22 protein-coding genes are annotated in these 24,566 nt (G+C 61.8%); 13 read left to right on the forward strand and 9 right to left on the reverse strand.

Annotation, left to right across the window (positions count from 1 at the left end; translation table 11 throughout):
• Positions 1 to 100 precede the first annotated feature (100 nt).
• The 3 genes from relA to J1G18_RS19415 all read left to right on the forward strand — a co-directional run bounded on the left by relA (position 101) and on the right by J1G18_RS19415 (position 3,879).
• Positions 101 to 2,344, forward strand: a complete 2,244-nt coding sequence (gene relA, locus J1G18_RS19405; protein ID WP_223008293.1) for a GTP diphosphokinase — start codon at positions 101 to 103, stop codon at positions 2,342 to 2,344.
• 132 nt (positions 2,345 to 2,476) lie between these two features.
• Positions 2,477 to 3,310: a nucleoside triphosphate pyrophosphohydrolase gene (mazG, locus tag J1G18_RS19410; protein ID WP_210558881.1), complete on the forward strand. Its 834-nt coding sequence runs from the start codon at positions 2,477 to 2,479 to the stop codon at positions 3,308 to 3,310.
• A gap of 26 nt (positions 3,311 to 3,336) precedes the next feature.
• Positions 3,337 to 3,879, forward strand: a complete 543-nt coding sequence (locus J1G18_RS19415; RefSeq protein ID WP_007968960.1) for a DUF2058 domain-containing protein — start codon at positions 3,337 to 3,339, stop codon at positions 3,877 to 3,879.
• Positions 3,880 to 4,025: 146 nt separating this feature from the next.
• Here J1G18_RS19415 and J1G18_RS19420 read toward each other — a convergent pair whose 3' ends face one another.
• The 6 genes from J1G18_RS19420 to J1G18_RS19445 all read right to left on the reverse strand — a co-directional run bounded on the left by J1G18_RS19420 (position 4,026) and on the right by J1G18_RS19445 (position 11,560).
• Positions 4,026 to 4,214, reverse strand: a complete 189-nt coding sequence (locus J1G18_RS19420) for a hypothetical protein (RefSeq protein ID WP_003227153.1) — start codon at positions 4,212 to 4,214, stop codon at positions 4,026 to 4,028.
• A gap of 392 nt (positions 4,215 to 4,606) precedes the next feature.
• Complete coding sequence (gene fabB, locus J1G18_RS19425) at positions 4,607 to 5,827, reverse strand: beta-ketoacyl-ACP synthase I (RefSeq protein WP_007968959.1); 1,221 nt, start codon at positions 5,825 to 5,827, stop codon at positions 4,607 to 4,609.
• An 11-nt stretch (positions 5,828 to 5,838) separates the two neighbouring features.
• Positions 5,839 to 6,354: a 3-hydroxyacyl-[acyl-carrier-protein] dehydratase FabA gene (gene fabA, locus J1G18_RS19430; RefSeq protein ID WP_003227150.1), complete on the reverse strand. Its 516-nt coding sequence runs from the start codon at positions 6,352 to 6,354 to the stop codon at positions 5,839 to 5,841.
• 247 nt (positions 6,355 to 6,601) lie between these two features.
• Complete coding sequence (locus J1G18_RS19435; RefSeq protein WP_223008294.1) at positions 6,602 to 8,506, reverse strand: response regulator; 1,905 nt, start codon at positions 8,504 to 8,506, stop codon at positions 6,602 to 6,604.
• Positions 8,503 to 9,435, reverse strand: a complete 933-nt coding sequence (locus J1G18_RS19440) for an ABC transporter substrate-binding protein (RefSeq protein WP_098965071.1) — start codon at positions 9,433 to 9,435, stop codon at positions 8,503 to 8,505. Before J1G18_RS19440 ends, J1G18_RS19435 begins: the two co-directional genes overlap by 4 nt.
• A 1-nt stretch (position 9,436) precedes the next feature.
• On the reverse strand, positions 9,437 to 11,560 hold the full coding sequence (locus J1G18_RS19445; protein WP_223008295.1) for a TonB-dependent receptor plug domain-containing protein: 2,124 nt from the start codon (positions 11,558 to 11,560) through the stop codon (positions 9,437 to 9,439).
• Between the two features lie 196 nt (positions 11,561 to 11,756).
• On the opposite strand from J1G18_RS19445, the gene J1G18_RS19450 reads away from it, so the two are divergent.
• The 9 genes from J1G18_RS19450 (at position 11,757) to J1G18_RS19490 (ending at position 19,944) form a co-directional block, all read left to right on the forward strand.
• Positions 11,757 to 12,782, forward strand: coding sequence for an NAD(P)H-dependent glycerol-3-phosphate dehydrogenase (locus J1G18_RS19450; RefSeq protein ID WP_027612311.1), 1,026 nt, complete (start codon positions 11,757 to 11,759; stop codon positions 12,780 to 12,782).
• A gap of 18 nt (positions 12,783 to 12,800) precedes the next feature.
• Positions 12,801 to 13,148, forward strand: a complete 348-nt coding sequence (locus tag J1G18_RS19455; protein WP_007968953.1) for a DUF4389 domain-containing protein — start codon at positions 12,801 to 12,803, stop codon at positions 13,146 to 13,148.
• Positions 13,145 to 13,597, forward strand: coding sequence for a phosphohistidine phosphatase SixA (gene sixA, locus J1G18_RS19460; protein ID WP_134787095.1), 453 nt, complete (start codon positions 13,145 to 13,147; stop codon positions 13,595 to 13,597). The genes J1G18_RS19455 and sixA overlap by 4 nt, the downstream gene beginning before the upstream one ends.
• Positions 13,598 to 13,799: 202 nt before the next feature.
• Positions 13,800 to 15,455 carry an AMP-binding protein gene (locus J1G18_RS19465; protein WP_134787094.1) on the forward strand — a complete coding sequence of 552 codons (1,656 nt, stop codon included), beginning with the start codon at positions 13,800 to 13,802 and terminating at the stop codon, positions 15,453 to 15,455.
• 31 nt (positions 15,456 to 15,486) lie between these two features.
• Positions 15,487 to 15,930 carry a hotdog fold thioesterase gene (locus J1G18_RS19470; protein ID WP_134787093.1) on the forward strand — a complete coding sequence of 148 codons (444 nt, stop codon included), beginning with the start codon at positions 15,487 to 15,489 and terminating at the stop codon, positions 15,928 to 15,930.
• Between the two features lie 324 nt (positions 15,931 to 16,254).
• On the forward strand, positions 16,255 to 17,061 hold the full coding sequence (locus J1G18_RS19475) for an alpha/beta fold hydrolase (protein WP_223008296.1): 807 nt from the start codon (positions 16,255 to 16,257) through the stop codon (positions 17,059 to 17,061).
• Positions 17,058 to 17,912: an alpha/beta hydrolase gene (locus J1G18_RS19480; RefSeq protein WP_223008297.1), complete on the forward strand. Its 855-nt coding sequence runs from the start codon at positions 17,058 to 17,060 to the stop codon at positions 17,910 to 17,912. Before J1G18_RS19475 ends, J1G18_RS19480 begins: the two co-directional genes overlap by 4 nt.
• 115 nt (positions 17,913 to 18,027) lie before the next feature.
• A complete protein-coding gene (locus tag J1G18_RS19485; protein WP_103368735.1) occupies positions 18,028 to 18,834 on the forward strand; it encodes a DUF4892 domain-containing protein in 807 nt (268 codons plus the stop codon).
• A 69-nt stretch (positions 18,835 to 18,903) separates the two neighbouring features.
• Complete coding sequence (locus tag J1G18_RS19490) at positions 18,904 to 19,944, forward strand: AI-2E family transporter (RefSeq protein ID WP_027612318.1); 1,041 nt, start codon at positions 18,904 to 18,906, stop codon at positions 19,942 to 19,944.
• Between the two features lie 643 nt (positions 19,945 to 20,587).
• Here J1G18_RS19490 and xopAW read toward each other — a convergent pair.
• The 3 genes from xopAW to J1G18_RS19505 form a co-directional block, all read right to left on the reverse strand.
• Entirely contained in the window at positions 20,588 to 21,442 is an 855-nt protein-coding gene (gene xopAW / locus J1G18_RS19495) for a XopAW family type III secretion system calcium-binding effector (RefSeq protein WP_223008298.1), read from the reverse strand.
• A 234-nt stretch (positions 21,443 to 21,676) separates the two neighbouring features.
• Complete coding sequence (locus J1G18_RS19500; RefSeq protein ID WP_098965059.1) at positions 21,677 to 22,726, reverse strand: ATP-binding protein; 1,050 nt, start codon at positions 22,724 to 22,726, stop codon at positions 21,677 to 21,679.
• A complete protein-coding gene (locus J1G18_RS19505) occupies positions 22,726 to 23,487 on the reverse strand; it encodes a response regulator (RefSeq protein WP_373558113.1) in 762 nt (253 codons plus the stop codon). Before J1G18_RS19505 ends, J1G18_RS19500 begins: the two co-directional genes overlap by 1 nt.
• Positions 23,488 to 23,770: 283 nt before the next feature.
• Between J1G18_RS19505 and pyrF the strand changes: the two genes are divergently transcribed.
• Positions 23,771 to 24,469: an orotidine-5'-phosphate decarboxylase gene (pyrF, locus tag J1G18_RS19510; RefSeq protein WP_047295723.1), complete on the forward strand. Its 699-nt coding sequence runs from the start codon at positions 23,771 to 23,773 to the stop codon at positions 24,467 to 24,469.
• The last annotated feature ends 97 nt before the right edge of the window (positions 24,470 to 24,566 follow it).

The raw sequence follows: 24,566 nt of genomic DNA on the forward strand, positions 1-24,566 counted from the left end.
CTGTCCGGGCGGCGCTCGCTTTAGCCCCGCGAGCGCATACGGGCGTTGAGGGTCAGCGATTTGACGCATTGAATCTGCGTCGTAGGGAAGGTAAAGCAGCATGGTACAGGTGAGAGCACACCAGCCGATCAACACTGACGGCAGTATCAATCTCGAGGCTTGGCTCGATCACGCGGTCAGTGTCGACATGGCACTGGATCGCGAAGCCTTGAAAGAAGCCTGCGAGTTCGCTCGCGAGGCCGAACAGCAGTCCAATGCCAAGAAGAATCTGTGGGCCGAAGGCTCCGGCAGTTTCAGCACGGGACTGGAGATCGCCGAGATCCTCGCCGACCTCAAACTCGATCAGGATTCGCTGGTCGCGGCGGTGCTGTATCGCGGCGTCCGCGAAGGTCAGATCGAACTCGCGGCGGTCAGCCAGCGCTTCGGTCCCGTCGTGGCCAAACTGATCGACGGCGTGCAGCGCATGGCGGCAATCAGTGCCAGCCTCAGCCCGCGCCAGTCGATGGTGATGGGCACTCAGGGCCAGGTGGAAAACCTGCGCAAGATGCTGGTGGCGATGGTCGACGACGTTCGTGTCGCGCTGATCAAACTGGCCGAACGTACCTGCGCCATTCGCGCGGTGAAAACCGCTGACGACGAGAAGCGCAACCGCGTCGCCCGGGAAGTCTTCGACATCTATGCGCCGCTCGCGCACCGGCTCGGCATCGGTCATATCAAGTGGGAGCTGGAGGACTTGTCCTTCCGTTACCTGGAACCCGATCAATACAAACAGATCGCCAAGCTGCTCCATGAGCGGCGGCTGGACCGTGAGCGGTTCATCAGCGATGTGATGACCCAGCTCAAGGACGAATTGCAGGCCACCGGCGTCGACGCCGACATCAGCGGCCGGGCCAAACACATCTATTCGATCTGGCGCAAAATGCAGCGCAAGGGTCTGGAGTTCAGCCAGATCTACGACGTGCGCGCCGTGCGCGTGCTGGTGCCGGAAATGCGCGACTGCTACACCGCGCTCGGCATCGTCCACACCCTGTGGCGGCACATCCCGAAGGAATTCGACGACTACATCGCCAACCCGAAAGAGAACGGCTACCGCTCGCTGCACACCGCGGTAATCGGTCCGGAAGGCAAGGTGCTGGAAGTACAGATCCGTACGCACTCGATGCACGAGGAGGCCGAGCTCGGCGTCTGCGCGCACTGGCGCTACAAAGGCACCGACGTCAAATCCGGCTCGAACCACTACGAAGAGAAAATCTCCTGGCTGCGTCAGGTGCTGGAGTGGCACGAGGAGCTGGGCGATATCGGTGGTCTGGCCGAACAGCTGCGGGTCGATATCGAACCGGACCGGGTGTACATCTTCACCCCCGACGGCCACGCCATCGATTTGCCGAAAGGCGCGACGCCGCTGGACTTCGCTTACCGCGTGCACACCGAAATCGGTCACAACTGCCGGGGCGCGAAGATCAACGGGCGGATCGTGCCGCTCAACTACAGCCTGCAGACCGGTGAACAGGTCGAGATCATCACCAGCAAGCACGGTACGCCGAGCCGCGACTGGTTGAACCCGAACCTGGGTTACGTCACCACCTCGCGGGCGCGGGCGAAGATCGTTCACTGGTTCAAGTTGCAGGCCCGTGACCAGAACGTCGCGGCCGGTAAAACCCTGATCGAGCGCGAACTCAATCGCCTCGGTCTGCCGGCGGTGGACTTCGACAAGCTGGCCGAAAAGGCCAACATGAAGACCGCCGAAGACATGTTCGCCGCCCTCGGTGCCGGCGACTTGCGTCTGGCGCAACTGGTCAACCTGGCGCAGCAACTGGTCGAGCCGGAACGCGGCAACGAACAGCTGGAGTTGATCCCGCGCAAAGCCACTGGCTACAAGCCGGGCAAGCGCGGCGACATTCAGATTCAGGGTGTCGGCAACCTGATGACGCAGATGGCCGGCTGCTGCCAGCCGCTGCCGGGCGACGCGATTGTCGGCTACATCACCCAGGGCCGCGGCGTGAGCATTCACCGGCAGGACTGCGCCTCGGTGCTGCAACTGGCCGGGCGCGAGCCGGAGCGGATCATCCAGGTCAACTGGGGCCCGGTGCCGGTGCTCACCTATCCGGTGGACATCGTCATCCGCGCCTACGACCGTTCCGGTCTGCTGCGGGACGTCTCGCAGGTGCTGCTCAACGAGCGGATCAACGTGCTGGCGGTCAATACCCGCTCGAACAAGGAAGACAACACCGCGCTGATGTCGCTGACCATCGAGATTCCCGGGCTGGATGCGCTGGGGCGCTTGCTGGGGCGGATTTCGCAGTTGCCGAACATCATCGAGACGCGGCGTAACCGTACTCCGTGAAGATGGCTTCGTTCGAAGGTGGGAGCGGGCTTGCTCGCGAAGAGGGCGTGTCAGTCGATATTTGCGCTGAATGACACACCGCATTCGCGAGCAAGCCCGCTCCCACATTGGTTTTGTGTAGAGGCATGACAGATGTATTCACTTGAAGACCTGCTCCACCTGATGAGCCGCCTGCGCGATCCGCAGTTCGGTTGCCCGTGGGACATCAAGCAAACCTACGCGACCATCGTCCCGCATACCCTCGAAGAAGCCTATGAAGTGGCTGACGCCATTGAACGCGGCGACTTCGATCACTTGCAGGGCGAGCTGGGTGATCTGTTGTTTCAGGTGGTCTATTACAGCCAGTTGGCCCGGGAAGAAGGGCGCTTCGAATTTGCCGGAGTGATCGACAGCATCACGCGCAAGCTGATCCGTCGTCATCCGCACGTGTTCCCCACCGGCGATCTGTACGCGCCGCTGGATGTGCCACGGCTGAATGAAGAACAGGTCAAGCAGCGTTGGGAAGAGATCAAGGCCGAAGAACGCGCGGAGAAATCCGCCGTGCCCGAGCAGCTGTCACTGCTCGATGACGTGCCCGCCGCGTTGCCGGCACTGTCGCGTTCGGCCAAGTTGCAAAAGCGCGCCGGGCAGGTCGGCTTCGACTGGCCGGATGCACTGCCGGTGCTGGACAAGGTGCGCGAAGAGCTCGATGAAGTGCTCGAAGCCATGTCCGAAAACGATCCCGACGCGGTGGCTGACGAGATCGGTGATCTGCTGTTTTCCGTGGTCAATCTGGCCCGGCATCTCAAGGTCGATCCGGAAACCGCACTGCGCTGTGCCAACGCCAAGTTCGAACGACGTTTCCGTTTTATCGAACAGGCATTGCGCGACACCCGTCGTCCCATGGAAGATTGCACCCTCGAAGAGTTGGACGCCCTGTGGGGTGAAGCCAAACGTCAGGAAAAGAATTTGCCCAGCTGCGGCTGAGCCGTTGCCCAAGTGAGTAAGCATTAATGAGCCTTTCCCTTCGCGACCAGTTGCTCAAAGCAGGTCTGGTCAACCAAAAGCAGGCCAAGCAGGTCAGCAAAGACAAGCAGAAGCAACAGCGTCTGGCCCACAAAGGGCAGGCCGAGCTGGATGATTCGCAGCAGCGCGCCGCTCAGGAAGCCATGGCCGAGAAGGTCAAGCGCGACCAGGAGCTGAACCGCCAGCAGCAGGAGAAAGCCGAGGCCAAGGCCCGTGCCGCACAGGTCAAGCAGTTGATCGAAGTCTCGCGTCTGCCGAAGCTGACCACCGAGGACTACTACAACTTCGTCGACGACAAGAAGGTCAAGCGCATCTCGGTCAATACGCTGATGCGCAACAAGCTCAGCAGCGGCTCGCTGGCGATCGTGCACCATGCCGGCGGCTACGAAGTGATCCCTCGTGAAGCGGCCCTGAAGATCCAGGAGCGCGACCCGCAACGTATCGTGCAGCTCAACGTGCAGACCGAAGAGGTCAATGCCGAGGACGATCCGTACGCGGCCTATCAGATCCCTGATGACCTGATGTGGTAAACCGATAAAGCTGTAACAACCCAAACTGTGGCGAGGGAGCTTGCTCCCGCTGGACTGCGTAGCAGGCCTCTGCTCTTGAGTTGAAGAGCAGGGCCGCTTCGCGCCCCAGCGGGAGCAAGCTCCCTCGCCACAGGTTCAATATTCGCCTAAGCGGATTTCAGATCCCGTTGCTGTTCTTGCAGTTCGAGTTCGGCCTTGTAGTTGTGGGCATCGATCTCGTTGTGGAACATGCCGACCAGCAAGTCTTGTTGATGCACATCCCAGATCCGTACACCGGCGGCTACGCCTTCGTGGGACATGTGTGAATCGTCGCGTTCAGTTACTTTTACAGTCATCTGCTAGCTCCAAATCTCAAGTTATCTGCAGCAAGGCGTGTGCAGGACTCTTTTATATGATTTGTTAGCTTGCTAAGTAAACGTTTGATTTGCGCAAGGTGTTGTTGCGGTTTTTGCAACAGTGCTGCAGCCCGCGTAATCCGCGACATTCGGTCGCAGGGTGCAAGGTTTCATGACAGAAGTTTCATTTTCAGGCGCACTGATATCCCCTGTGGGAGCAGGCTTGCTCGCGAAAGCGGAGTGTCAGTCGCCACCTTCATACCTGAGCCAGCGCTTTCGCGAGCAAGCCCGCTCCCACAAGGGAAAGCGGAGTGCCTGGCGACTTTCTGCAGACGAAAAAAAACGCCCCGAACCAGTCGGGGCGTTTTCATGTGTGGCTCTGCAGCGGGGACTTACTTGCCTTCCCAGCGCTTCAGCACCAGCGTGGCGTTGGTGCCGCCGAAGCCGAAGCTGTTGCTCATCACGGTGTTGATGGTGGCGTTTTCGCGGGTCTTGGTCAGCACCGGCAGATCGGCCACTTCAGGGTCCAGTTCGTCGATGTTGGCGGAACCGGCGATGAAGTTGCCTTCCATCATCAGCATGCAGTAGATCGCTTCGTGAACGCCGGCGGCGCCCAGGGAGTGACCGGACAGGCTCTTGGTCGAGCTGATCGCTGGAGCCTTGTCGCCGAACACTTCACGCACACCTTTCATTTCCGCGACGTCGCCGACCGGAGTCGAGGTGCCGTGGGTGTTCAGGTAGTCGATTGGGGTGTCGACGGTGGACATTGCCATCTGCATGCAGCGGATCGCGCCTTCGCCACTTGGGGCAACCATGTCGTAGCCGTCGGACGTTGCGCCGTAGCCAACGATTTCGGCGTAGATCTTGGCGCCACGGGCCAGAGCGTGTTCCAGCTCTTCAACCACGACCATGCCGCCACCGCCAGCGATGACGAAACCGTCACGGTCGGCGTCGTAGGCGCGGGAGGCTTGTTCCGGGGTGTCGTTACGCTTGCTGGACAGGGCGCCCATCGCGTCGAACAGGAACGACTGGCTCCAGTGCTCTTCTTCACCGCCACCGGCGAAGACGATGTCCTGCTTGCCCATCTGGATCTGTTCCATGGCGGTACCGATGCAGTGAGCACTGGTGGCGCAGGCAGAAGCGATGGAGTAGTTCAGGCCCTTGATCTTGAACGGCGTGGCCAGGCACGCGGAAACGGTGCTGCTCATGGTCCGCGTTACACGGTATGGGCCAACGCGTTTCACGCCTTTCTCGCGCAGGATGTCCAGCGCTTCCATCTGGTTCAGAGTCGACGCGCCGCCCGAGCCGGCGATCAGGCCGGTACGCGGGTTGGACACTTGCTCTTCGGTCAGGCCGGAGTCAGTGATCGCGTCTTTCATGGCCAGGTAGGCGTAAGCCGCTGCGTGGCCGACGAAACGATAGATCTTGCGATCGATCAGTTCTTCAAGGTTGAGGTCGATGGAGCCGGAAACCTGGCTACGCAGACCCATTTCAGCATATTCCGGGTTGAACCGGATGCCAGGGCGGCTTGCACGCAGGTTAGCGGAGACGGTCTCTTTGTCATTGCCCAGGCACGAAACAATGCCCAGACCAGTGATAACGACGCGGCGCATGCGAATAACCCTTAGAAGTTGTCAGTGGAGGTGAACACGCCGACGCGAAGGCCTTCGGCGGTGTAGATTTCGCGACCGTCGACAGTCACCGAACCGTCGGCGATGGCCAGGTTCAGCTTGCCCTTGAGGACGCGTTTGATATGAATGTTGTAGGTGACTTTCTTGGCGGTCGGCAGGACCTGGCCGAAGAATTTCACTTCGCCCGAACCCAGCGCACGGCCACGGCCCGGCAGGCCTTGCCAGCCCAGGAAGAAGCCGACCAGTTGCCACATGGCGTCCAGACCCAGGCAGCCCGGCATCACCGGATCGCCCTCGAAGTGGCACGCGAAGAACCACAGGTCAGGGTTGATATCCAGCTCGGCGACCAATTCACCTTTGCCGTACTTGCCGCCTTCTTCGCTGATCAGGGTGATGCGATCCACCATCAGCATGTTCGGGGCGGGCAGTTGCGCGTTACCTGGGCCGAACAGCTCACCGCGACTGCAGCGCAGCAGGTCTTCCCGAGTAAAGGCGTTTTGTTTGGTCATGCGAGCTCCTCAATAATCCCATGCGGCAGGTGGGGCAAATCTTCCCGGCCGATCGACGCGTTCATGCCTCGTACCGGCAGCCTACTCATAGACTATTGCGTTGTGGTGAAAGTCACAGCACCAAGGACATGAATGTACACTTGTGCACTGAAATTTTTATTCAAGCCTCTTTTGAGGCTCGTTCGGGTGCCTAAGACTGCCGCACTTTCGCTTTTCACGCCAGTCGCAGATGGTCGAAAAACCGTCACTACTGCACCCAGCGCTGCAGAATCTGTTGTAGGTCATTGCGTTTGAACGGCTTGGCCAGATAATCGTTCATGCCCGCCGAAAGGCAAGTTTCGCGGTCGCCCTGCAACGCGTTGGCGGTCAGCGCGATGATCGGTACCTCGCGGCGTCCGGGCAGTTGGCGGATCTGCCGGGTCGCCTCGTAGCCGTCGATGATCGGCAGGCGGCAGTCCATCAGAATCACTTCGAAATCATTGCCTTCGGCGCTGCGCACCGCTTGCGCGCCATCGGTAGCGACGCTGACAGTAAAGCCGAGGCTGCGCAGCATGGCTTCGATGACCGTCTGGTTGACCGGGTTGTCCTCCACCAGCAACACATTGCGCCCCTCACCATGCCCGTTGCCATTGGCTGCACGCGGTGCCGCCAGTTGCGGCAACGTCTGCTTATATAAGGCCAGCGGGATTTCCAGGGTGAACACCGACCCCAGGCCTTCTTCGCTTTGGGCGCGCAACGTCCCGCCCATGCGTTCGGCCAGGGTGCGGGCGATCGGCAAGCCGAGGCCGGTGCCGCCATAGCGCCGGGAAATCGAACTGTCGGCCTGCTGGAACGCATTGAACATCAACTCCAGACTTTCCGAGGAGATACCGATGCCACTGTCGCGCACCGAACAGGTGAACCACAGCAACTCGTGATCCAGCGCCTGCCACTGCGCCTCGATGCTGACCCGGCCGCGCTCGGTGAACTTCAAGGCGTTGCCCACCAGGTTGACCAGAATCTGCCGGATCCGCGTCGGGTCGCCCTGCACCTGCAAGGCGCGCATGTCCTCGGGGATCCGCAGGTTCAGATCCAGGCCACGCTGCACCGCGCTGTGCTGGAACGACTGGGCGCAAGCGCCGATCAGGTCGGCGAGGTTGAACGGAATGTGCTCAAGCTCCAGCTCCGAGCGTTCGATCCGCGAGAAGTCGAGAATGTCGTTGATGACTTTCAGCAGGTGTTCGGTGGACTCGGAAGCGAGCGCCGCGTACTCGATCTGCTCCTCGGTCATGTCGGTGGTTTCCAGCAACTGCAACATGCCCAGCACTCCGTTCATCGGGGTGCGCAGTTCATGGCTCATCATCGCCAGAAAATCGGATTTGGCATTGTTGGCCTTTTCCGCTTCCTCGCGGGTCTGGATCAGTTGCGCCATGGCCTGATGCTGTTCGCGGCTGGCCTGCTCCAGTGCCTGGGCGAGGTTGTTGATGTGCTGCGACAGGGCGCCCAACTCGGTGTCATCGACGATCGGCAGTGGGGTCTTGTAATCGCCTTGCTGAATCGCCTTGACCGCGTTGCCGATATCGCGGATCGGCGCCGACAGGCTGCCGGCCAGACGCCGCGCCAGAACAAAGGTGAAGAGCAGGGCAAACAACGCCAGAATCCCGGCCTTGAGCAGAATTTCCTGCTGGCGCTGACTGAAGGCATCGTTGGACAGACCGACAATCACCCGGCCCAGATAGTCCTCGCTGGTCACATTGTTGCTGGCTTTGGCGTCGTGGAAAAAATCGCTGTTGAGGGCGATCCGTTGCAGGCGCACCGGGGCCTGGAACACCTCCACCTGATGCGGGCGGTTGTGCGCGTCGGCGGCTTGTTCAACGTAGGCAAGAATCCGGTTGGCGCTGTCCTGCACTTCCAGAAAACGCACGTTCGGTGTGGCCAGGGTCGCTTTGAGCAGGCTTTCCAGCACTTCGTTGTTGCCGGAAATCACCCCGTACTCGGTGGCGGGCGCCAGTTGGTTGGCGATCAGTTGCCCGGTGTGATTGAGCTCCTGCCGTAAATCCTGAATCCGCACGAAGGTAAAGAAACTGATCAGCAGCAGCGTGAGCAGCAGGGCCGGGCCGAGGCTGATCAATTGCGTGCGGGTGTTGATGTCCCAGCGGCGACGCAGATTCATGGGTGGCTTTCTCCTTCAGCCAACTGGCGGGCAACAGACGCTTCATCGATTGGCTCGATACCGAGGGAACGAGCGACCTGCACATTACTTGAGACCTTGAAACGATCGGGGTAGAGCGTGCGCGGCCACGTCGCCGGCGGGCGATCGAGCAACCGGTCAAGGATCGCCAGCCAGTCGGGCTGATCGCTGTAAGTGCTGGCGAGGCTGCCGGCCCGCACGAACGCCGCGTTCGGCCCGACCAGCGCCACTTGCCGGGAGTAACTGCTGAGCAGCAGGTTTTTTGCGGTTTTCGGGTTGTACAGATCGGGATCGTCGAGGCCCAGCAACACGTCACTGTTTCTCAGCACGCTTTGCAACGGGCGACTGTCCTGGGTGTTGTCCCAACGCTGGCTGACGATTTGCAGATTCAGCGGCGCTGCTGCCTGGTGCAGCTCCTTGAGCAGGAATTCGCTGTGCTGGTCGAACAGCACGCCGACCCGGCGCACCTGCGGCAGAATCCGTCGAATCAGTTGCAGTTGCCGCCCCAGCGGTGGATCGCTCCATAGCAGACTCAAGTGCGGCGGTTGTGCGCCACCCAAGCGTTGCCGCGCTTGCAATCGGCTGATGCGCAACACCAGCGTCGCCGGGCCCTGGGGCTCCTGCAGGCGCCAGTCGAGGCTGGGTAGGTCGAGCAGAATCATCCGCAGATTGGCCGGCAACTTGCCCGGCGCCGGCAGGCTGGCCAGCGGCTGGAACCGCACGTTGTCGGTGGGACGCAGCTCGCTCAGGGCCTGGACGAAGGCTTGCACCCCGGGGCTTTCTTCGGCGCCGGTCAACAGAATATCGGCGGCTTGCACCGCCACGCCGTGCAGCCACGCGGTCAAAAACAGACAGACACCGGCCAGCCAGTGACCAAGGGTTGGCGTCTTGTTTGGCGTGGCATAGCGCACCCTAGAACTCCAGCTCGGCGCTGAAGTACAGCACCCGGCGTTCGTCGTAATTGTTGTCGACGAAAGTGGTCGGCTGGTTGTCGAGCCGCTGCTGCAGCACGCCGGCCAGTTGCAGTTGCGCCTTGCCCAGCGGGATGCGTTTGGCGATGCGCGTGTCGACGCGCTCGAAGCGGTAGCCGTTGAGCGCGTTGTCGCCGTAATAGAACAGGGCGCTGTTCCAGCCGTGGCCCCAATCACGCAGCCAGCCGGCAGAACCGCTGTTACGCGAGGTGAATTGCTGATCCAGCGGATTGCTCGCTTCGGCGTCGACGAAAGCGTAAGTGAAGCGCAGGCGATCGATCATGCTCAGGCGCCAGTCGAGCTGGGTTTCGGTGCCGCGAAAGCGTGAGCTGTTGGCGTTGCTGGCGATGTACTGGTTGTTGCGCAGCGGCTCGCTGATCATCCCGGTGATTTCGTCGTAGAACAGCTTCACGTCCACGGCCAGCCCCAGCTCGGCGAAATAGCCGTTGTAGCCCAGTTCGCGCGAGCGCATGTGTTCCTGATCGAGATTGCCCGGGCCACGGGTCTTGACGAAGTAGCGCGCCGAAGACTGGCCATAGGCGGACGGTCGCAGGTTGCTCACCTGATAGCTCCAGTTGACGTTGTTCTCGAACATGTCCGGCGAACGGATCGCCTCGGAGTACACCGCGCGCAGGCCATGGCGTGGGTTGATCAGGTAGTTGACGGCGAATCGCGGCGTCAGCGAACTGCCGATCAATTGGGTGTTTTCGAACATGGCGCCACCCTGCAACAGCCAGTGTTCACTGGCGCGCCACTCCAGTTGGCCGAACGCGCGCCAGGTGGTGTCGTCCAGCGTGCCGTTGAAGTAGGTCTCGGAGTCGGCCCGGTCGTAACGATAGTTCAGGCCGCTGACCAGCCGCAGACTGTCGGACAGGCTGAGGGTGTCCTGCAATTCGAGATCGTAGCGCGACTCGCGGGCGCTTTGATCGATGTCTCCGCACAAGGTCTGGCTGGCACCGTTGCGCCACTGATCCAGCACCTGATTGGCCAGGGCCATTTCCTGCGGGGTACCCGGCGCGGCGCCAGGGCCGGTGAAGCGGGTGATATTGCGTGCGAGGCGTTCGGTGTAGTTCGGGTTGAGCTGCCACAGCTGGGTCAGTTGCGGGCTGAACGACACTTCGGCATCGCAAGCGCGCCACACTTGCTGGCGATCCCAGTGCTGGGCCGAACCCTGTATATAAAGGCTGTGTTCGGGATTGATGTCGAGATTCCAGCGCACCGAGCCGGCGTAATCCTTGGCGATCACGTCGGAATTGTTCCCGGCAGCGGTAATCCCCGAGAACACCGGGCGGTAGGTGTAGGGCCGCTGGTTGCTGCCGTCCTTCGCGTTGATCTGCCAGTCGAGGGTCTGATTGTCGCTCAGGGTCTGGCTGACGGCGAGGCTGAAGCGGTTCAAGCGGCGGCTGTCACGGTAATCGGCGCCGGTACGGTCGCTGTCGAAGCCATCGTCTTCCTGGCCGGACAGCGACAAACGCAGGTCGCCGCCATTCCACCCCGTGCCCTGGCTGGCATAGAAGTCGTTGATGCCGCGCTGGCCTCGGGTGACCTTCAGGCGCGTGCCGTGGCTGTCCGCCGGGTTGCGGGTGATGATGTTGACCACCGCCATCAGCGCGTTGGCGCCGTAGCTGACGGTGTTCGGCCCACGGAAAACCTCGATGCGCTCGATGTCTTCCATGGCCACCGGAATGTCACTCCAGTCCACCGTGGCCAGGCCTGCGCGGTACACCGAGCGGCCATCGATCAGCACCTGCATGCGCCGCGCTTCGCTGGCGTTGGTTCCGTGATAGTTGACCGCCGCCTGATTGCCGCTGATGTTGCCGACCATCATCCCCGGCACCAGTCGCAGCAACTCGCTGATGTCCCGCGCGCCACTGGCACTGATCAGCTCACTGTCGATGACGGTCATGCTCCCCGGCACTTCCGCCGGCGTCTGTTTCAGGCGCGTGGCCGTCAGCACCTGCGGCAGCGTTTCGCTGTCGACAAACAGGTCGTCCGCCTGCAACACCGGGCTGAACAGCAGCGCCAGCAGCAGTGACGAACGCGAGGGGGGAGAGCCAAAAGACACGGCACGGCCTTGATCGCAAAGAATTGGCGCGCATGTTAACCGAGGACAGTGACTTTTCCAGTCACGATGCGGGCATTTTCCTCGGCTTTATTGGTCTTCTTCCTACAAGTGTCGGTAATTGACGCGGGGGCTGGCCGCGCTCCGGTCGCCCCGTATAATGCCGGCATCGCCACTGGTATGGATTAACGGATTGCATATGACTGAACAGCGCCCGATTGCGGTCCTGGGAGGCGGAAGTTTTGGTACCGCCGTGGCTAATCTCTTGGCCGAGAACGGCCATCAAGTCCGGCAGTGGATGCGTGACCCCGAGCAGGCCGAGGCCATCCGGGTCAACCGCGAGAATCCGCGTTACCTCAAAGGCATCAAGATTCTGCCGGGAGTGACTGCGGTCACTGACCTGCAGGCCACCCTCGACGCCTGCGAGCTGTGCTTCGTCGCGCTGCCCTCGAGCGCATTGCGCACGGTGCTGGCCGCCCACGCCGAGCGCCTGAGCGGCAAGATGCTGGTCAGCCTGACCAAGGGCATCGAAGCCCACACCTTCAAACTGATGAGCCAGATCCTCGAAGAAATCGCCCCGCAGGCACGTATTGGTGTGCTGTCCGGGCCGAACCTGGCGCGGGAGATCGCTGAACACGCGTTGACCGCCACCGTGGTCGCCAGCGAAGACGAAGAACTCTGCAAAGCGGTACAGGCTGCGTTGCATGGTCGCACCTTCCGCGTTTACGCCAGTGCTGACCGTTTCGGTGTCGAGCTGGGTGGGGCGTTGAAAAACGTTTACGCGATCATCGCCGGCATGGCAGTGGCGCTGGAGATGGGCGAGAACACCAAGAGCATGCTGATCACCCGCGCACTGGCCGAGATGACCCGGTTCGCGGTGAATCAGGGCGCGAACCCGATGACCTTCCTCGGTCTGGCCGGGGTAGGGGATTTGATCGTGACCTGCTCGTCGCCGAAGAGCCGCAACTACCAGGTCGGGTTTGCTCTCGGTCAGGGCTTGAGCCTTGATGAAGCGGTGTCGCGTCTGGGCGAAGTCGCCGAAGGCGTGAACACCCTGAAGGTGCTCAAGGCCAAGTCCCAGGAGGTTGGCGTGTACATGCCGCTGGTCGCCGGGCTGCATGCGATTCTGTTTGAAGGACGCACGCTGGAGCAGGTGATCGGTCTACTGATGCGTGCCGAACCGAAAACCGACGTCGACTTTATTTCCACCAGCGGTTTCAACTGATTCAACAGGAAGCGAGCCATGAACGATCCGAAAACCGAAGCCAAGTACGAATCCATTCTCCTGCGGGTGCTGTGGATGATCGTCTACGTGCTGGTCTGGCAAGTGGCGCAGTTCATCCTCGGCGCCGTGGTGCTGGTGCAACTGATCTATCGTTTGATTTACGGCGCGCCGAGCGCCAGCCTGATGAATTTCGGCGACAGCCTGAGCCAGTTCCTCGCGCAGATCGGCCGCTTCGGCAGCTTTCACAGCGACCAGAAACCCTGGCCGTTTGCCGACTGGCCAACCCCGCGTGCCCCGGAAGGCGAAGCACCGCACGCCGTGCCGCCAGCGCCGCATCCGGCCCGCGATGAGGAACCCAAGCTATGAAACTCTGGGTGTTGCGTCACGGCGAGGCGGTGCCTTACGGCTCGTGCCCTGACTCCGAGCGGGCGTTGACCGAACACGGTCGCAAAGAAGCGTTGAGCAGCGCCGCGCAATTGATCGGCCAGCCACTGACGGCGATCTACGCCAGCCCTTATCTGCGCGCGCAACAGACCGCACAGATTGTCCGCGAGGCGCTGGGGTTCGAGCCGGAGATCCGCACGGTCGGCTGGCTGACGCCGGAGAGCGATCCGGACAAGGTAGCCGATCAACTGGTGTCGGTGAGCGATGTGCTGCTGGTCAGCCATAACCCGTTGGTGGGCAACCTGCTGAGCTATCTGCAGCACGGCGCCGGATATCCGCCGGAGAAGGTCGGCACTGCCGGTCTGGCTGAGCTGGAAAGCCCTGAGCTGCTGATCGGCTCGATGACCCTCAACAGCCTCAAGCACCCCTGATGCTGATTCCTTGTGGGAGCGGGCTTGCTCGCGAATGCGGTGTATCAGTGACATTTACGGTGGCTGACACAGCGCATTCGCGAGCAAGCCCGCTCCCACAGGGCCCTCATTTTCAGTTGAAATTATTTGTTTGAATTTTCCAACCAAGCACTTGCTTGGTTGACTACGCTTGCTCCAGACCCAAAAAACAGGAGCGAGTCGCATGTCTGCCGCCTTCCGTTTGCCGCTGGATATGTTTTACGAGCGTGAGGCCCGGCACCCGCGCCAGCGTTTTCTGGTGCAGCCCATCGGTGGCGGGCAGGTCGAGACCCTGACCTGGGCCGACGTCGGTCATCAAGCGCGTTGTGCCGCGCATTGGCTGCGCGCGCGGGAATTACCGCAGGGCAGCCACATCGCGCTGATCTCGAAAAACTGCGCGCACTGGATCATTGCCGATCTGGCGATCTGGATGGCCGGGCACGTCTCGGTGCCGCTGTATCCCAACCTGACCGCCGACTCGGTGAATCAGGTGCTGACGCATTCGGAAAGTGTGCTGGCGTTCATCGGCAAGCTTGATGACTGGCCGGGCATGTCGGTCGGTGTACCGGCGGATTTGCCGACCATCAGCCTGCCGCTGCACCCGCCCGGCGAGTTCGATTTTAGTTGGGATGACCTGCAAAAAAGCTCGCCGATCCAGGACAACCCGCGTCCTGCTGCCGAGCAACTGGCAACCATCATCTACACCTCCGGCACCACCGGGTTGCCCAAAGGCGTGATGCACAGTTTTGCCAATCTGGGGTTCGCCACGACTCGCGGCACGCAACTGTTCGGGCTTAACGAGCAAGACCGGCTGCTGTCGTACCTGCCGCTGTGCCATGTCGCCGAACGCATGTTCGTTGAGCTGGCCTCGATCTACACCGGGCAAACCGTGTTCTTTGCCGAAAGCCTCGACACCTTCATCACCGATCTGCAGCGGGCGCGGCCCACGGCGATGTTCGGCGTGCCGCGGATCTGGACCAAATTCCAGATGGGCGTGTACGGCAAGATTCCGGCTAAACGCCTGGATTTCCTGCTCGGCCTGCCGTTCCTTGGCAAGCGGGTCGGGCACAAGGTGCTGGCCGGCCTGGGTCTTGATGCCTTGCGCGTGGCGCTGTCCGGTGCGGCACCGGTGCCGCAGACCTTGCTCAGTTGGTATCAGAAACTCGGCCTCGATGTGCTGGAGGTGTATGGCATGACCGAGAGTTGCGGCTATTCGCACATCTGCCTGCCGGGCCAATACAAACAGGGCTGGATCGGCAAACCGTGCCCGGAGGTCGAGGTGCGGATCGACGAGTCCGGCGAGGTGCAGGTGCGCAGTCAGGCGAATATGCTCGGCTATTTCAAGGAGCCGCAGAAAACCGCCGAGACCCTCACCGAGGACGGTTTTCTGCGTACCGGCGACAAGGGCGAGCAGGATGCCGAGGGGCGCTTGCGCCTGACCGGCCGGCTCAAGGAAATCTTCAAGACCAGCAAAGGCAAATATGTGGCCCCGGCGCCGATTGAAAACCGGCTGGCGGTGCACTCGCGGATCGAACAGGTCTGTGTGGTCGGCGATGGCCTGAGTGCGCCGCTGGGCTTGTGCGTGCTCTCGACGGTCAATCAGGACGAAGGGCGGGCCAGTCTGCATTCGAGCCTGGAAAAACTGCTCGAAGAGGTCAACGCCGTGCTCGACAAACACGAGCGCCTGCGCCGGCTGGTGGTGGTCAAGGACAGCTGGGCGGTGGAAAACGGTTTTCTCACGCCGACCTTGAAGATCAAGCGCAACGTCATTGAAGACACCTACGGCGCGCGGTTTGAAGAATGGAGCGCGCGCAGCGAGGCGGTGCTGTGGCAGGATTGAGTGACCACCAAAACAACAAAGGAAGCCAGCGATGAGCTTGTGGCGCACCACTCCGAACATCGAGCAGTTGAACGCAATCCAGAAAAACACCATCGGCGAAGTGCTGGATATCCGTTTCGAGTCCTTCGACGAGGAATCGCTGACGGCGAGCATGGTCATCGACCACCGCACCCACCAGCCTTACGGTCTGCTGCACGGCGGCGCCTCGGTGGTGCTGGCGGAAACCGTCGGTTCGATGGCCAGTTATCTGTGCATCGATGCCAGCAAGTTCTACTGCGTGGGGCTGGAGATCAATGCCAACCATTTGCGCGGTTTGCGCAGCGGGCGGGTGACCGCGGTGGCCAAACCGATTCACATCGGTCGCACCACGCATGTCTGGGACATCCGCCTGACCAGCGATGAAGGCAAGGCCAGTTGTGTGTCGCGTTTGACCATGGCGGTGGTGCCATTGGGCGAGCAGCCGCCCTCACCCTAACCCTCCCGAAACGTCGGACCGCCCGGAGGGAGAGGGGACTGATCGGGCTGGATGTTCGAGTTGCGCCGACCTGAGCTATCGAGCCGAGTTCAGGTTTTGAAATTCATGCAGATCAGCTCCCTTTCCCCCTCGCCCCCTTGGGGGAGAGGGTTGGGGTTCCCCCTCGCCCCCTTGGGGGAGAGGGTTGGGGTGAGGGGGAAGCGATCTCCCTGAAACACCATCATGCTGTCCGGACTGTCATCATTCCTGGCAGTTACGGTCATTGCTGCGGGGCGCGGTCTTGCGGACAATCAGCGGCATGTTTCCGCTCATGGATAAACCTGCATGTCGCAACCGATCTTTTTCGCCCACGCCAACGGGTTTCCCTCGGGCACCTATGGCAAGTTGTTCGCGGCGCTGGCGCCCGAGTATCGGGTCGCGCATCTGGAACAGCATGCCCATGACCCGCGTTTCCCGGCGGACGACAACTGGTACAACCTGGTCGACGAACTGATCCACCATTTGCAGCAACAGGATCAACCGGTGTGGGGCGTCGGCCATTCGTTTGGCGGCGTGTTGCACTTGCACGCAGCATTGCGCTGCCCTGAGCTGTATCGCGGCGTGGTCATGCTCGATTCACCGGTGCTGACTCGCACCGACCAGTGGGTGATCCGCGCGGCCAAGCGTTTCGGCTTCATCGACAGGCTGACCCCGGCCGGACGTACGTTGGGGCGGCGCGAAGAGTTCGCCGATCTCGACACGGCGCGCAGCTATTTTGCCGGCAAGACCCTGTTTCGCGGTTTCGATCCGGAATGTTTCGATGCCTACCTGCAGCACGGGCTGCATACGGTTGGCGACAAGCTGCGTCTGCGCTTTGATCCGGCCACTGAAATCAGCATCTATCGCGGCGTGCCGCACACCAGTCCCGGTCGCACTCGTCAGCTGAAAGTGCCTCTGGCGGTGGTGCGTGGGCACAAGAGTCGGGTGGTCATGCGTCATCACAGCCGATTCGTCGGGCGCCTGCCGCAGGGTGAAGCATTGAGCATGCCCGGCGGGCACATGTTCCCGCTGGAACGTCCGCAAGACACGGCGCGCCTGCTCAAAGAGCTGTTTACGCGCTGGGAGCGCCGCCAACAGAAGGACTGCGCATGAGCCCGACCTTCGAAGAAGTGCGCTTGAGCCTGCCGCATATCGAACTGGCGGCGCACTTGTTCGGCCCCGAGGACGGTCTGCCGGTGATTGCCCTGCATGGCTGGCTCGACAACGCCAACAGCTTTGCGCGCCTGGCGCCCAAGCTCAAAGGCCTGCGCATCATCGCGCTGGACATGGCCGGGCATGGGCATTCCGGGCATCGGCCCAACGGCGCCGGTTATGCGTTGTGGGACTATGCGCACGACGTGTTGCAGGTCGCCGAGCAACTGGGCTGGAAACGCTTCGGTCTGCTCGGGCATTCGATGGGCGCGATCGTTTCGCTGGTGCTGGCCGGGTCGTTGCCAGAGCGCATCACTCATCTGGCATTGATCGACGGGGTGATTCCTCCTACGGACAAAGGCGAAAATGCTGCCGAGCGCATGGGCATGGCCCTGCAGGCGCAACTGGATCTGCGCGAAAAGCGCAAGCCGGTCTACAACACCCTCGACCGCGCTATCGAAGCACGGATGAAGGGCTTGGTGGCGGTCAGTCGCGAAGCCGCCGAACTGCTGGCGCAACGCGGCCTGATGCCGGTGCCCGGCGGTTATACCTGGCGCACCGACAATCGCCTGACCCTGCCGTCGCCGTTGCGCCTGACGCAGGAGCAGGCGATGGCTTTCGTCCAGCGCATCACCTGCCCGGCGCAACTGGTGGTGGCCGCCGACGGCATGCTGGCCAAACATCCGGAGTTGCTGGAGCGGCTACCCTTTAGCCAGGAACAGCTGGCGGGCGGGCATCATTTGCACCTGAACGATGAGTCCGGTGCCGACCTTGTCGCAGACTGTTTCAATCGCTTCTTCGCCATTCCTTGACTTGCACCGGGCAACTGTCGAGGCTGGGCGGGTTGAAATGGGAGACAAACACGATGGATTTCTATACCGCTGCGCCCCCGACCCGCCAAGCCATGCCGATCCGATGAGCCTGACTATGCGGTCACTCAGTCTGTTGGCGCTGTGCTGTTTCAGTTCCGTTTCGTTCGCCGCCGACGTGCCCGGCAGCCAGGATTTGCAGATCGTGCCGCGTCTGGCCGATGCGCAGATCGTCGACTATCGCCCTCCTGTGGAGCTTGAGCGGATCTATCCGCTGGGCTCGATCCGCAAGATCAGCGGCCAGTTGCGCTTTGACGGCCAGGTCACGGCGCGCGGCCAGACCACTTCGGTCACCTACGAGTTGCCGCCTGAGCATTCCGCCACCGAAGCCTTCACCGCCGCCCGTGAAGCCCTGCAAAAGCAGGACGCCGAGTTGCTGTTCTGGTGCCAGGCCCGTGATTGTGGCGAAAGCAGCCTGTGGGCCAATGAAGTGTTCGGCAACTCCAAGCTGTACGGTGCCGATGAGCAACAGGCCTATCTGCTGTTGCGTCTGGCCGCACCGAAGGACAACACCCTGGTCGCGCTCTACAGCATCACCCGCGGTAATCGCAAAGCCTACCTGCATGTCGAACAGTTCGAAGCGGGCGCGCCGCTGGGCGTGTTGCTGCCGACCTCGGCCACGCTGTTGCGACAGCTCAAAAGTACCGGTGAACTGGACTTCCCCAAGCTGACCGGCGATCCGGATGACACCTGGTTACGACTGATTTCCCGTGGCTTGAACCTCGACACCACCCAACGCGTGACGATTGCCGGACCCAAGGCCGAGGCCTGGCGTCAGGCGCTGATCGGTCAGGGGGTACGGGCGGCACGGATGGAGGCGGGGAGCGCCGACGGCTCTGGCCTGCGCATCGATCTGTTGCGGTAAGCTGCATCGGGCGTGCACGCGCGGCGTGTTCGCCTACTCTTTGACCGACTGACTTCTTCGAGACTGTACATGCTCAATAACGATCGGCTGTTGGTGCAAATCCTCCTGCTGGTGCTGTTCGGTGCCAGCCTGTGGGTGATGGCGCCGTTCTGGTCGGCGCTGTTCTGGGGCGCGGTGCTGGCGTTCGCCAGTTGGCCGCTGATGCGTCTGCTGACCCGTTGGCTCAATGGCCGCGAATCACTTGCCGCAGCTATTTTGACCTTGGGCTGGATGTTGCTGGTGGCGGCGCCACTGGTGTGGCTCGGGTTCAACCTGGCCGATCACGTGCGCGATGCCACGGCGTTCATCAAGGATGTGCAGGTCGATGGTCTGCCGGAGGCGCCGGTCTGGCTCGGCAGCGTGCCATTGGTGGGCGAGCGGCTGGTGGGGATCTGGAACAGCATTGATCAGCAGGGCGCAGCGCTGATGGTGTCGATCAAACCGTATCTGGGGCAGGTCGGTAACTGGTTGCTGGCGCGCAGTGCGCAGATCGGCGGCGGGATTCTCGAGCTGACCCTGAGCATTGTCTTTGTGTTCTTTTTCTATCGCGACGGGCCGCGCTTGGCGGCGTTTGTGCACGGTCTGCTGCAGCGCCTGATCGGTGAGCGTGCCGGGTATTACATCGAGCTGGTGGCCGGCACCGTGCAGCGGGTGGTCAACGGGGTGATCGGTACGGCGGCGGCGCAGGCGGTTCTGGCGTTGGTTGGCTTTCTGATTGCCGGGGTTCCGGGGGCGCTGGTGCTGGGGATCGTGACCTTTCTGTTGAGTCTGATTCCGATGGGGCCACCGTTGGTGTGGATTCCGGCCACGGCCTGGCTGGCCTGGAAAGGTGAATACGGGATGGCGGTGTTTCTCGGGATCTGGGGGACGTTCATCATCAGTGGCGTGGATAACGTGTTGAAGCCTTATCTGATCAGCCGCGGGGGGAATCTGCCGTTGGTGATTGTGTTGCTTGGGGTGTTTGGCGGGTTGATTGCGTTTGGGTTTATCGGGTTGTTTATCGGGCCTACGTTGTTGGCGGTGGCCTATAGTTTGTTGACGGATTGGAGCAAGAGTCAGGCTCGGGTTTAGGCGCCTTGGCTTTTTTGGGGTTGTGGGCATATCCGTTGGTTTGGGTGTGGCGGCTGGCGGTTTCGCCCTTACGGCGAGTCACTTTTTACAAACGCCTAAAAAGTAACCCAAAACGCTTGCTCCTACGTTCGGCCCGCTCGCTGGGGCTCGGGGTCCCTTCGCTCCGGGATTGATCCGGGCGCAGCGCCTACGGTTTGCTTCGCTGCACCTCCTCTCGCTGTGTTTGGCTTCGCCAAACGGTCGCTGCGCTCCCACCCCCGGATCAATCCCTCCACTCAGCCTTCCGATGTCGCCCGTAGGTCAAGATCAAGAGCTTTCGGCGAGCTGACACTCGGCCATTGAGTGGGGCGGCTTCGCCGCGTGCGGTGCATACAGTTAAAAATTGTGGGAGCCAGCCTGCTGGCGATGGCGTCCTGACAGCCGACCAATTTCCAACTGACCACCCCCAATCCAACTGTGGGAGCGGGCTTGCTCGCGAAGGCGGCCTTATAGCCGAACAATCTCCAACTGAATGCACTCCATCCAATTGTAGGAGTGAGCCTGCTCGCGAAGAGGCATATCAGGCAACCAGCTTCTCACGGCCACACCCAAATGACCGTTCCCACACCACTGCATGGAAACGATCACTCATCACCCCATCAACTCAAGTCGCCACATTCAGGTATTTGCCCACCGGCGCAGCATTGTCCAGCGAGTACTGCTTGCTCAAGTTGGCAATCATCCGGTTCAGCGCTTCGCTGGTGGTCTGGGTGCTGGCGGTCTGTTCTTCGGGCGGGCGTTCCCGACCTGCCTGTAGCGCCGCTTTCAGTTCGTCGCTGCTCACGCCGCCACTGCTGTCGCTGTCCAGTACCTTGAGCAATGCAGCGCTGGTATCAGTGCTAATCGTCGAGGCGCTGTCGCTGCTTTGCAACGCGCTGCTCAGTTCGGTCTCGCTGATGCTGCCATCACCATCGGCATCCAGTTGGCTGAACAGTTCGTTGCTGGAGGCTTGTTGCGGCGGTGGTGGCGGTGGTGGGGTGAGGCTGGCGGTGAGTTCGTCCTGGCTGACGGTGCCGTCCTTGTTCTTGTCCAGGGCCGAGAAGATTTGGTTGCTGTCGGCGCTGCTGCCGGCGCTGGTCAGGCCGTTGCGCAGTTCGTCACTGCTGATGGCGCCGTCGCCATCGGCGTCGAGGGCGCTGATCAGGGCGTCGGCGAGGTCGGTGTTCGGTGCTTGATCCTGCGGAGGCGGCGGAGGCGCCATCGCGGTCATTTCTTCGGCGCTGAGGCTGCCGCTGGCGTCGCTGTCCAGATCGCCAAATTGTTTGCTCAGGTTGACCAGCAGGCCGTCGTCGGACTTCTGCGACAGGGCACTGTTCAGTTCGTCCTGATCCACCGCGTCGTCGCCGTTGCTGTCGAGTTTGGCGAACAGCTGCTTTTGCAGTTGTTGGCTGCGGGCGTTCTGGGTGGAGGTGCTGCTGGTGCTGGTATAGCTCGTGTAATTGCTGACGCTACCGATCATGGGCTCACTCCTTGGACTGTAAAACCGGTGGGTGTACCGGCTTGTGCAGACTCAAGGGGCAAGATGTCCTGGGTGTTTTGGCTTTGTACCGGTGGGTATACACGACGGAGTGAACACCACTGAAACCTGTGGGAGCGGGCTTGCTCGCGAAGGCGGCCGATCATTCAACACAGAAGTCGACTGACACACCGCTTTCGCGAGCAAGCCCGCTCCCACGGTGGATAGGTGTGTTTCTTAAGTGCGCGGTAGGCGGATGATTGCGGTCAGGCCGCCACCCGGGGTTTCTTCCAGATTCAACTGGCCACTCAAACGCTGCGCTGCCTCGCGGGCGATGGTCATGCCCAGGCCGACGCCGCCGGAGTTGCGGTTGCGCGAGCCTTCCAAGCGAAAGAACGGTTCGAACACCGCCTCGCGCTTGTCTTCGGCAATGCCCGGGCCGTGGTCGATCACGCGGATCAGCAGTTGCTCGCGTTGATCCTGCAGTTCGATGCGTGCCTGTCCGGCGTAGCGCAGTGCGTTGTCCATCAGGTTGTTGATGCACGAGCGCAGCGCCATCGGCTGCACCTGCAGCGGTGCGCAATGGCCGCTGACTTCAACGTCTGCACCTTGATCCTGAGCGTTCTCGCACAACGATTCGACCAGCGCCTGCACATCCATCAACTGCAACGCTTCGCTGGTGCGCTGTTCGTGCAGGTAGGTGAGGGTGGCGTCGAGCATGCCGATCATGTCGTTAAGGTCTTGGCGCATCTGACCTTGCAGTTTTTCGTCGTCGATCTGTTCCAGGCGCAGCTTCAACCGCGACAGCGGAGTGCGCAGGTCGTGGGAGACGGCGCCGAGCATGCGTGCTCGCTGCTGCACCTGTTCACGAATGCGTTGTTGCATCAGGTTGAAGGTGTTCGCGGCTTGTCGGGCTTCACGCGGGCCGGACTCGTCCAGCGGCGGGCTGTCGAGGTTTTCGCTGAGGCGTTCGGCAGCATCGCTCAGGCGCTGGATCGGCCGGCTGAGCAGTTTGGCGCCGTACCACGCAGCAATCATCAGCGAGATGAACTGGAAGGTCAGCGGCACCAGCGGCCCGCCGAACCACGGACGCGGCGGGCGATGGGCGAAACGTGGATCCGGCGGTGGCCGTTGGCCGTCGACGCCCTCGGCAAACTCCGGCGGGGGCGGCGGTGGGGGTGGCCCATAGTGATGAAACCAGGCAAAGGCCAGCAGGTGCGCCAGGACGATCGCCACGAACAGCATGCCAAACAGGCGGCCGAACAGCGTGTCGAAGCGCGCTCGCATCAGCCGATGTCTCGCGCGTCGAACAGGTAACCTTCACCGCGCACGGTTTTGATCAACTGCGGGGCTTTCGGGTCGTCGCCGAGTTTTTGCCGCAGGCGCGACACCAGCAAATCGATGCTGCGGTCGAACGCCTCGATCGAGCGGCCACGGGCGGCATCCAGCAGTTGTTCGCGGCTGAGTACCCGGCGCGGGCGTTCGATAAAGACCCAGAGCAAGCGGAATTCGGCGTTGGACAGCGGCACTACCAGGCCATCGTCGGCGATCAACTGCCGCAGCACGCTGTTCAGGCGCCAGTTGTCGAAGCGAATGTTGGCGCGCTGTTCGGTGCGGTCATCGCGAACCCGACGCAGGATGGTCTGGATCCGCGCCACCAGCTCCCGTGGCTCGAACGGTTTGGCCATGTAGTCGTCGGCGCCCAGTTCCAGGCCGATGATGCGGTCGGTGGGTTCGCAGCGGGCGGTGAGCATCAGGATCGGGATGTCCGATTCGGCGCGCAGCCAGCGGCACAGCGACAGGCCGTCTTCGCCGGGCAACATCAGGTCTAGGACCACCACGTCGAAATGTTCCGCCAGCATGGCCTGGCGCATGGCCGCGCCGTCGGTGACGCCGCTGGCGTGGATGTTGAAGCGCGCCAGGTAGTCGATCATCAGCTCGCGGATCGGCACATCGTCATCGACGATCAGCGCGCGGATGCTCCAGCGCTTGTCGTCTTTCTGCTCATCAGTCACGGTGGTCTGGGTGTTGTGCATGGGGCTGTTCATCTGCCAGTAGGCCGCCAACCACAAAGATGGGCTGCGAGGTGGTGGTTTCAGCATAGGCGTCCTGCCGTGAGGCGGGAAGTGCTGATGTAAGGACGTGTTGCGGCTGGCGAGGCTAGCGCGGGCGCTTGTTGGCGGCGTGTCGGTTGTGTATCGGGTTCGACACAATAGCCGCGAGCGCTATGCTGATCACGTTTGCGGCGACGATTTACCGATCATCGGGTGCCGCGCCGCCGCCGCTTCCGCTACAATGCGCGCCGATTTCGACTTGCCTGAGAGCCCATCCATGTCCGCCTGCCAGACTCCTATCATCGTCGCCCTGGATTTCCCCACCCGTGACGCCGCACTGAAGCTGGCCGACCAGTTGGACCCGAAACTGTGCCGGGTCAAAGTGGGCAAGGAACTGTTCACCAGTTGCGCCGCGGAAATCGTCGGCACCTTGCGTGACAAAGGCTTCGAGGTGTTCCTCGACCTGAAATTCCACGACATTCCCAACACCACTGCGATGGCCGTGAAAGCCGCTGCCGAGATGGGCGTATGGATGGTCAACGTGCATTGCTCCGGTGGCCTGCGCATGATGGCGGCCTGCCGTGAAGAGCTTTCCAAGCGCAGCGGCCCGCAGCCGTTGCTGATCGGTGTGACCGTGCTGACCAGCATGGAGCGTGAGGATCTGGCCGGTATCGGTCTGGACATCGAGCCGCAGGAGCAAGTGCTGCGTCTGGCTGCGCTGGCCGAGAAGGCCGGGATGGACGGTCTGGTGTGCTCGGCGCTGGAAGCCACCGCACTGAAGTCGGCGCACCCGTCGCTGCAACTGGTGACCCCGGGGATTCGCCCGGCGGGCAGTGCGCAAGATGACCAGCGCCGTATCCTGACCCCGCGTCAGGCGCTGGATGCCGGTTCCGATTATCTGGTGATCGGCCGTCCGATCAGCCAGGCGGCGGATCCGGCCAAGGCATTGGCTTCGGTCGTGGCCGAACTGGCCTGATCAAACACGCAAGATCCAATAATGTGGGAGCGGGCTTGCTCGCGAATGCGGTGGATCAGTCGAAATTGATATCGACTGTTCCACCGCATTCGCGAGC

This window comes from Pseudomonas sp. MIS38 (genome assembly GCF_019891575.1).
Classification (GTDB): domain Bacteria; phylum Pseudomonadota; class Gammaproteobacteria; order Pseudomonadales; family Pseudomonadaceae; genus Aquipseudomonas; species Aquipseudomonas putida_A.